7 protein-coding genes and 1 CRISPR repeat array are annotated in these 9,498 nt (G+C 65.5%); of the genes, 1 reads left to right on the top strand and 6 read right to left on the bottom strand.

All coding sequences use genetic code 11. The annotated features are described in order from the left end of the window. Positions 1–36: 36 nt before the first annotated feature. A CRISPR array of direct repeats spans positions 37–663; the repeat unit is 36 nt; unit sequence ATCATAGCGGTCTGGTGATTGAGGGCCAACCGCAAC. A 909-nt stretch (positions 664–1,572) separates the two neighbouring features. Continuing rightward, positions 1,573–2,502, top strand: coding sequence for a TAXI family TRAP transporter solute-binding subunit (locus JOY90_RS17335; RefSeq protein ID WP_291692342.1), 930 nt, complete (start codon positions 1,573–1,575; stop codon positions 2,500–2,502). Positions 2,503–2,509: 7 nt separating this feature from the next. On the opposite strand, the gene JOY90_RS17330 is transcribed toward JOY90_RS17335, so the two are convergent. From JOY90_RS17330 to JOY90_RS17305, 6 genes are all read right to left on the bottom strand, one after another. Next, positions 2,510–4,006: a carboxylesterase family protein gene (locus JOY90_RS17330; protein ID WP_291692341.1), complete on the bottom strand. Its 1,497-nt coding sequence runs from the start codon at positions 4,004–4,006 to the stop codon at positions 2,510–2,512. 93 nt (positions 4,007–4,099) lie between these two features. Continuing rightward, on the bottom strand, positions 4,100–5,287 hold the full coding sequence (locus tag JOY90_RS17325; protein WP_291692340.1) for a serine hydrolase: 1,188 nt from the start codon (positions 5,285–5,287) through the stop codon (positions 4,100–4,102). A gap of 15 nt (positions 5,288–5,302) precedes the next feature. Beyond that, positions 5,303–5,647: a Lin0512 family protein gene (locus JOY90_RS17320; RefSeq protein ID WP_291692339.1), complete on the bottom strand. Its 345-nt coding sequence runs from the start codon at positions 5,645–5,647 to the stop codon at positions 5,303–5,305. An 81-nt stretch (positions 5,648–5,728) separates the two neighbouring features. After that, entirely contained in the window at positions 5,729–6,721 is a 993-nt protein-coding gene (locus JOY90_RS17315; protein WP_291692338.1) for an ABC transporter permease, read from the bottom strand. Next, positions 6,714–7,733, bottom strand: coding sequence for an ABC transporter permease (locus JOY90_RS17310; RefSeq protein ID WP_291692337.1), 1,020 nt, complete (start codon positions 7,731–7,733; stop codon positions 6,714–6,716). Before JOY90_RS17310 ends, JOY90_RS17315 begins: the two co-directional genes overlap by 8 nt. Then, complete coding sequence (locus JOY90_RS17305) at positions 7,730–9,268, bottom strand: sugar ABC transporter ATP-binding protein (protein ID WP_291692336.1); 1,539 nt, start codon at positions 9,266–9,268, stop codon at positions 7,730–7,732. Before JOY90_RS17305 ends, JOY90_RS17310 begins: the two co-directional genes overlap by 4 nt. Positions 9,269–9,498 lie beyond the last annotated feature (230 nt).

Genomic DNA, 9,498 nt, shown 5'->3' with positions numbered 1-9,498 from the left:
CGCAACGGGGCGCCCGGGGCGGTGGTAAGACCGACGATCATAGCGGTCTGGTGATTGAGGGCCAACCGCAACACCTCGACGCAGACCGGCATGTTCTCACAATCATAGCGGTCTGGTGATTGAGGGCCAACCGCAACTTGCCCAGCCCCCTCGACGCGGCACCACGCATCATAGCGGTCTGGTGATTGAGGGCCAACCGCAACGAAACCTTTGTTATAGTTGTTTGTCATGTGATCATAGCGGTCTGGTGATTGAGGGCCAACCGCAACTCTACAAGAGCTTTAGTGAACTCAGGATCAATCATAGCGGTCTGGTGATTGAGGGCCAACCGCAACGAGCCCCTGGTTGTATTGCGAGACCGCGGTATCATAGCGGTCTGGTGATTGAGGGCCAACCGCAACGCCGGTCGCGATCCACCACGACTGCTCCAGATCATAGCGGTCTGGTGATTGAGGGCCAACCGCAACTCGGCACGCGCGCTGTTGATGGTGAGATCGATCATAGCGGTCTGGTGATTGAGGGCTAACCGCAACCGTGGGACGAACACCCCGGTTATCTGCAAGATCATAGCGGTCTGGTGATTGAGGGCCAACCGCAACGCCATGCCGTCATCTCGCGCTCGCGACCGTCATGGCGGTCTCGTGACTAAGGCCAGCCGCCCCTGGGGGGCAGGCGAATCAGTTGAATTCTGTCGCCCCTTACAGAATCCTTCGATGAAATCAGAGAGAAATCGCCTGTATTTCGACGCCTATTTGCCGAGGCATTTCAATCCGATCGAAGCGATGGCCTCGCGCGGCCCAAAATTTCTCTTCTCTTTTTCAGAAATTACGTCTATATAGCCCCCGTCCCGCCTCCATCGGAGGGGCGTATCGCGATCGTCACGGACGTGGGAGGCGGGATGCGATGGACGCGGTGATGCTGCGAGACGAGCAGCGTCGCGCGGACGGCGAAAACGTGTGGTTCTGGCGCCCCGACGCTGGCGCTAGTTCGTGATGATGCTTCGCATCACGCGGATGACGGGGGCAAGAAAGCCCGGTCCCCGGGAAGAGCACGGCATAAGCGTTAACACCATCGCGCAGGGAATGCCGGTGATCTCGGCTGAACCTGTGGTAACCGCCGCGTGCGTTCTTGTTGCACGCGGGCCATGGGTGCGGCTGAAGCACTCGGCATTCCCTGCGCCCTCCCCTGTTTCGAGGGTGATCATTGCTCAAGACCCGGGCGAAACGCGCCGCGGGAATGCCTGCTGACGCCTCAACGCCGTCATTGCGGGCTGTTTGACATTCGAATCCGAACATGCGCCGGGCCGCTGCTGCGGTGCGAGCGGCGGCCACGCGCAACTATCAATGTCCGTGAAGGTTGCCATTTTGACACATGCCCCGGGAGACCGGGCATCCGACCGCAGGATGTTGCTGCCGCCGACCCTTGCGCCGTACACTCGCCGCAATTCCCTTCAAGGTTGCCGCAACTAATTTCTTCTGAAAATCGTCGTAGTTCCGTCGATGCAACCATCGGCTTGTTGGGGGCCGGAGCCATGGGCCGACGGACTTGTATTGTGGTACGAGGTAATGCGCGATGAAGGTTCTCGCTTCGGCCATCCTGCTCGTTCTGTCCGTCTCGGCGCCCCAGCACATGGGTATCGTCACGGGCAATGTAACCGGCACCTACATCAAGATCGGAGAGGACATCAAGAAGGTCGTCGAGCCGAGCGGCATCTCGCTCGACGTTCTCGAATCCGCCGGCTCCATCCAGAACGTGTTCGACGTCCGCAAGAAGCGCGGCGTCCAGCTCGGCATCGTGCAGTCGGACGTCCTCGAATACATCCGCGACATTTCCGACGACCGTGAGCTGAAGGCGATCGCCGCCAAGCTTGCCGCCATCTACCCGCTCTACAAGGAGGAGGTCCACGTCCTCGGCGGTCAGTCCCTGAAGACGCTCCAGGACCTGAACGACAAACGCGTCGCGATCGGTCCTGAACGAAGCGGCACGTATTTGACCGCGAAGACGATCTTCTTCCAGGCGGGGATCACGCCCTCGAAGGAGGTCTATCTCGGCGGGACGGAAGCGCTGGATGCCCTGCGCAAGGGCGACATCGACGCCATGTTCTACGTGGCCGGCGCGCCGGCCACGCTGTTTGCGCAGAACACGACGGCCGATGACAAGTTCCAGCTGCTCGAATTGGACGACAAGGCGCTCGACAGCTATCTCACCACGGTCATTCCGGCCGGCACGTACAAATGGCAGCAATCGGACGTGAAGACCGTCGCGGTCAAAGCGGTTCTGATCAGCTTCAGCTACGCGGGCGAGCAATGCCAGAACGTGGCCAAGGTGGCCAAGATCATCCGCGAGAACAAGGCCTGGCTCGATGCCAATGGCCATCCGAAATGGCACGAGGTCAATCTCGACGAGAAACTGCCGAAATGGCCGCAATATGAATGCGTGGCTGCGACGCAGGAGCATCCGCAGCCCAAGCCGAAGGGCCCGATGATCAAGATCGTGCACTAGAACAGCATCACTGCTTCGGGCTCCGGCGCTCGAGCCGGTCCAGTCGCTCCGACCACGGGTCGTCGCTGCTGGATATTCCGGCATTGGAGATCAACAGCAGCCGTTCGCGACCCGAGCTGTCCTCCCAAGGCGGCAAGCCTGGTCCGTTGGGATTTCCCGTCTTCGCGAAGTTGGTCCAGTAGGTCCGCAACTGATTGGAGACTTCGCGATCTCTCTGCGTGAGCAGACCGGCGCCCGGCACGCCGTCGGCCCCGAAGACGAACGGAAGCTCTCCGACGCGATCGCCGTCGGCACGTTGGGCTTCGGGCACATAGGAGAAGCGATATCGGAACACGGGCGCGCCGGTCGCCGCATGGCGGCGGGCGAGAAACCGGGCGGGCTCGGTGAACACCCGATCTGTATAAAGCCTCGCCGCCAGCGCCTTCGGATGGCCGGAAGCTTCGGGATAGAGCTTGCGCGCCTCGTCCGTGACGTCACCCAATTCCTCCCTCACATCGGGCTCGGCGCCGAACGTCGTCTCGTCCTCGTTGCTGCCGATGATCAGGGGAATGCGGCTCTCGCGTCCGGCCTCGAAGCCGGGCGCGATATCGTCGGTCACCAGCATCCCGTCTCTCGTCGGGCCGAAGCTTTGCACGGAGTTGGAGAGCACGATCTTTTCCGCAGCCAGCAGCACGTCGGAATCCGCGGCGCGCGGATCGTTCCCGCCCCCGCCGCGCGCGACGGCCTGCAAGAACCGCCTGCCGACCGCCTCGGTCGTCTCCATCTCGCGCACGCGTTCGCGGCCGGGCACCGATTCCAGAATGGCCTTCCGGAACAGACCACGCGCCGGCTCGCACAGCATCAACAGCGCAACCGAGGCGGCCCCCGAGGCAGCGCCGAACAGCATGACGTTGTCGGGATCGCCGCCGAACGCCGCGATGTTGTCGCGAATCCAGCGCAGCGCGGCGATCTGGTCCATCATGCCGTAATTCGCGGTACGGCCGTTCACGGCAGTCTCGGCAGGTGAGGGATCGGCGAGCCACCCGAAAGCGCCCAGGCGATAGTTCAGCGTGATGACGATGACGCCCTGCTGAGCAAGCTTCGCGCCGTCGAACAGCCGCTCTGCCGCGGAGCCCGCGACGAAGGAGCCGCCGTGCAGCCAGACCATGACCGGCAAGGGATCATCGGCCTCGAAGGGTTTGAACAGGTTGAGCGTGAGGCAGTCCTCGCTCATGCGGTTCACCCCCGATCCGGGTGCCATGGGCTGCGGGCACGCCGGACCATAGTCGCGGGCCGTGCGGATGTCCGAGCTCTCCGGCGGCGGTTGCGGCGGACGCCATCGCAGCGCGCCTATCGGCGCCGCCGCGTAACGCAGGCCCTTGAAGGAGGCCACGCCGGCCTGCACGACGCCGAGCACCTGTCCCTCTTGCGTCAGAGCGAACGGATACTGCCCGACCTGAGTCCGACCAACGCCGGTTTGCAGCAAGAGCGCGGCAGCCGCGAAGGGCATGACGAGGTACCGCATCGACAATGTCTCAATGCGCGAGGGCCTGCGCGCAGGTTACGTCGAGGGCGATCGTTCCCGCAAGTCCGGGCGAGGCGACGGGCCAGGGCCCGCTCAACCGGCGCCAGCGGCCGCGTAGGCGAGCTTCTTGAATTCGAAGAAGAACGGATTCCAGAAGCCCAGGTCCCGTTGCGTCATCAGCACGCCGGCGGTGTCGGCGCCGGGGCAGATCCACCAATGCGTGCCTGCCAGACCGCCCCACTGGAATTCCCCGGTCGAATTCGGCGGATCGAACGGCGCCGGCGCAAAAGTAACGGCGCCGCCGAGGCCAAAACCCTTGCCGGCGATCGGCCCGAGCATGGCGAAGCGGATGGTCTGCCCCGCGGCGAGCTGGTTGGTCATCATCAGCGCCAGCGTCTCGGGCTTCAGCAGCATGTCCGGCCCCGGCAGCAACGCCCGCACCAGCGCGAGCATGTCGGGCAGGGTCGAGACCAGGCCGCCGCCGCCCGACAATCTCGGGAACGGCCGGCGATAGGCCTGCGGCCAGGGCTTGTCGTCGATCCGGAACAGGCCGGGCTTCATCGGATCGAGCGGATCGGCGCCACGATAATTGGCGACCAGCCGGCCGAGCTCGGCCTCGGGCACGAAGAAGCCGGTGTCGACCATGCCGAGCGGATCGAAGATTTGCGCCTTGAGGAAGGCATCGAGCGGCGTGCCGGAGACGACCTCGACGACGCGGCCGAGCACATCGGTCGCGACCGAATACTCCCAGGACGTGCCGGGCTGATAGGAGAGCGGCAGGCGCGCGAGCTGGTCGATGAGGTCGGTCAGCGGTGTCAGGGGATTGAGCACCATCGCCGCGTTGTAGGCCTTGAACAGCACGGACTCCGGATCGAACAGCCCATAGCTCAGACCCGCCGTATGCGTGAGCAACTGGCGGATCGTGATCGGGCCGTTCGCCGGCTCGACGTCCGCAAGGCTGGTGGCGCCCGCCTTCAGCACCTTGCGGTTCGCAAGCTGCGGCAGGAAAGTCTCGACCTTGTCGTCGAGCTCGATCCGGCCCTGCTCCATCAGGAGCATGACCGCGCAGGTAACGATGAGCTTGGTGTTGGAGAACGCGCGGAAGATGTGGTCGGGCCGCAGCGCTGTGCCCGCCTCGCGATCGGCCCAACCGACGCATTGCTGGTCGACCACCTCGCGTCCGCGCAGCACCGCCCAGGACACGCCCGGAAGTATCTCCTGGTCCACATAGCGCCCCATGGAAGCGGCCACGGCAGAAAAGTCGCGGTCTTTCGCTGGCATCTCTTCCTCTCTCCACTATTTCCCGTCGTCGAGGCTGACGATCACGGCCGCGTTCGCGATGATGATGGAATCGCTGCCCTGCTCGGCCGGAATCTCCAGCCCGCCCTTCACCGCCGCAACCTTCACGGTGCCATACGGCAGCTCCTTGGCCACCGCCACCGCATCGACCGCGGCCGGATCGGGCACGGCGATGGTGACATCGACGAACATGTCCTGGGCGGTCTTGCCGAGCATGCGGAAGAAGCCGAGGCTGGAATGGCGGATCGCATCCGACACCGCCCGCCTGGCCGCCTTGGTGGCATCCTTGCCGTGCACGTCGACGCCCATGCCCATCTCGGTGATACAACGCACACGTGCCATGCCGTTCTCCGCTCGATCGATTGGTGCGGGATGGTAGTGCAACGGCTCTCGATCGCAAATCGTTTATTCGCGAGCCGATCGTCAGTGCCGCTCCAGCCGGGCCTGATCGAGCAGCACACCGAGGATGACGATGGCGCCGAGCACCACCATCTGCACATAGCCGTCGATCCGGGTGAGGTTCATGCCATTGGACAGGATGGTGATGAACAGCGCGCCGAGCACCGCGGTGCCGACCCCGCCGCGGCCGCCGGCGAGGCTGGTGCCGCCGACCACCGCGGCCGCGATCGCCTGCAGCGACAGCGCGCCGCCGAGATTCGGTTCGCCCGAGCCGGTGCGCGCCGTCATCATGATGGCGCCAAGCGCCGACAAGGTCGACGACAGCACATAGGTCGCGACCAGGATGCGCCTCACCGGCAGACCCGCGACCGTCGCGGCGCGCGGGTTGGTGCCGATGATGTAGAGCGAGCGTCCGAACACGGTCCGCCCCAGCATCAGGTGCAATGCGGCGCCAATCACGACGGTGATCGCGATCGCCGCCGGCACGCCGAGCACGCTGCCGCCATAGAACAGCTGCGAGAACAGTTTTGGCACGCCTTGCACGGGCCGGCCGGCCGACAGCGTCGTGGCGATGCCGATGGCAACGTTGTAGCTGCCGAGTGTGGCGACGAACGGGCTGACCCCGAGCAGTGCGATCACGACACCGTTGAACGCACCGCAGGCGATGCCGAGCCCGAAGCCGGCGCCGAAGCCTGCGAGCAGTACCGTCGCGGTGCCGTGGCCGGTGGCCGTCGTCGTCGCCATCGCGAGCGCCGTGCCGACGCTGACCATGGACACCGTCGGCCCGAGCGCGAGGTCGAAGCCGCGGGTCAGAATTACCACCGTCTGCGCCATCGCGAACAGCGCGAGATAGCTCGTCTGCTGGGCGATGTTGAGGAGATTGGCCGGCGACAGCACGCTCGCGTCGACGACGGCGAAGCCGAGCACCATCACGACCAGCGCGATCGGCAGCAAGGCCTGGAGCAGCAGGCCGCCCACCCTGTCCCGACGGACGACAACGAGACCGGCGTCAGACACGCTGCGTCCTCCTCCGCCGGCTGAGCTCATCGAGCGCCACCGCTGCGACCATGATGATGCCGAGGAACACGGGTTGGAGGCGCGAGTCGATGTGCAGGAGATTGAGCGCATTACCGAGAATGGTCAGGAACAGCGCGCTGACGGAGACGATCTCGATCCGGCCGATGCCGCCGCGCAGGCTGACCCCGCCGATGACGGCGGCGGCGATCGATTGCAGCATCATGCGGTCGCCGCCAAAACTCGCCTGGCCCGAGCCGACCTGCGCCGTGAGCAGGATGCCGGTCAGCGCGGCAAGCAGGCCGGAGACGGCATAGGTGCCCACGACATGACGCTGGATCGACACGCCGGAGACGATCGCCGCCTCGACATTGCCGCCGATCGCATAGACATAGCGACCGAACAGCGTCCGGCGCTGCACGAACACCATGACGAGGATGACCGCGAGTGCGATGTAGACGGCAGTCGGCAGGCCGAAGAGCTGGGCGCGTCCAAAGCCCTTCACGAACACATCGGGCATGCCGTAGACCGGGATGCCGCTGGTGATCATCAGCCCGACACCGGCGGTTGCCGACATGGTGCCGAGCGTGACCACGAAGCCCGATACTTTCAGCTTCGCCACGCAGAGGCCGTTGACGAGGCCGACCGCGAGCCCGCTGCCGAGGCCGGCGGCGACGCCGCAGACGATGATGGGGGTGGTCTGGCCCGGCAGCGCGTGGGCGGTCGCCGCCATGGTCTTCGCCATCACCACGCTCGCCAGCGCGACCACGGCGCCGACCGACAGATCAAAGCCGCCGGCCACGATCACCAGCGCCTGGCCGCAGGCGACAATCGCCAGAAACGAGGCGTTGCGCAGGATGTTGAGAATGTTGATGGTGCCATAGAATTGCGGGTCGATCGCCGACATGCCGGCGACGACGGCGATCAGCAGCGCCGGCAGGAAGCCGATCCGGACCGCGAGGGATCTGAGATCGAGGCCCGGGCGCGATGAGGACGCGGCGACCGCCGTGCTCATGCGACCTCCGCGGTCAAATGCTCCTTGAAGAAGCTCGCGAGCACGTTCTGCTCGGTCCTGGCCTCGCCCTTCAGTTCGGTGGCGATGCGGCCATGATGCATGACATAGAGCCGGTTCGACAGCGCCAGCACCTCCGGCAGCTCCGACGACACCACAATCACTGCGGCGTCCGCCTCCACCAGCCGCTTCATGAACTGGTAGACCTCGAGCTTGGCGCCGACATCGATGCCGACGCTCGGCTCGTCGAACAGGAACACGGTCAATTCCCGCGTCAGCGCACGGCCGAGCATCACTTTCTGGCGGTTGCCGCCGGACAGCGCGCCGGCGATCCGCTCGATGTTGGGCGGCTTGAGCTTGAGCTGGTCCATGATCAGCGCGATCGCGGCGCGCTCGGCGCCCGGGCGCAGCACGCCGAACTGCGCGAAGGAATCGAGATCGAGCGCCGTCATCGAGGCATTCTCGCGGACCGGCCGCGACAGCGCCAGCCCCTCGGCAACCCGGTTGGCCGGGAAATAGGCGATGCCGTGCTTGAGGCTCTGGCGCGGCGCCGGGTGCTCGTAGGGCACGCCGTCGATGCGGATCAGGCCGGCGGCGATCGGCTCGAGCCCGTAGATGGCGCGGATCAGCTCGGACTTGCCGCAGCCGACCAGCCCCGCAATGCCCGTGATCTCGCCGGACTGAGCGTAGAAGTTGACTTCCCGGACGCTGCCGTCGACCAGCGTCAGGTTCTCGACATCGACCGCGATCCTGTCCGGCTTGTGCGTGATCACGGGGTACAGCAGGTCGATCTTGCGCCCGGTCATCAGCTCGACGAGGTCGCCGTCGGTGCAGGCCGCGGCGTCGAGCGTCTTGATCAGGCGGCCGTCGCGCAGCACGCTCACGCGGTCGGCGAGCGCGCGGATCTCGCGCATGCGATGCGAGACATAGATCAGGCCGACATTCTGGCGCTTGAGCCGTTCGATCAATTCGAACAGCCGCCCAGTCTCGCGCTCGGTCAAGGATGCGGTCGGCTCGTCGAGGATCAGGAGGCGCACGCGGCCGAGCAGCGCCTTGGCGATCTCGGCCATCTGCTGATGGGCGCGCGACAGATCGTCGACCCGGCTACCGGGATCGAGGTCGAAGCCGAGTTCGTCGATCAGCGCGCGGGCGCGCTTGCGCATCTCGCCGACGCGCAAGATGCCGCCGCTCGCGGCCTCGCGGCCGAGGAACAGATTCTCCTCGACCGTCAGGCTCGGCACCAGCGAGAATTCCTGGAATACCGGGCTGATGCCGATCGCCCGCGCCCGCTGGGGGGGCAGGTGATGGATGTCCTCGCCGCCGAAGCGGAACGTGCCCTCATCGGGCCAGTAGGTGCCGGCGACGACGTTGATCAAGGTCGACTTGCCGGCGCCGTTCTCGCCGAACAGCACGTGCAGCTCGCCGGCGCGGACATCGAGATCGACCTTGGCCAGCGCCTGCACACCGGTGAAGCGCTTGGAGATGCCGCGCAGCGCGAGCAACGGCTCGACCGGCGTGCTGTCCGTGCTTCCCTCCATCTCCTGCTCCGTGTAAGGCCGGCGGCAGTGCAATGCCGCCAGCCCGGCCTTACGCTACTTGGCCTTGACCGAATAGACCGGCGTCCAGGACCCCGGCGCCAGCACGAGATCCATCTGCAATTTCGAGACCGTGCTCTTGTCGACCGCCGACGCCAGTGGCTGGGCCAGGCTCATGACCGGCTTCTTCTCGATCAGACGCACCGCCTGATCGACCGAGACCGCACCCTCGC

The sequence above is a fragment of the Bradyrhizobium sp. genome (assembly GCF_019242285.1).
Lineage (GTDB): Bacteria > Pseudomonadota > Alphaproteobacteria > Rhizobiales > Xanthobacteraceae > Bradyrhizobium.
The sequence above is the reverse complement of the archived record's forward strand: the minus strand, read 5'-3'. Positions and strand labels throughout refer to the sequence as shown.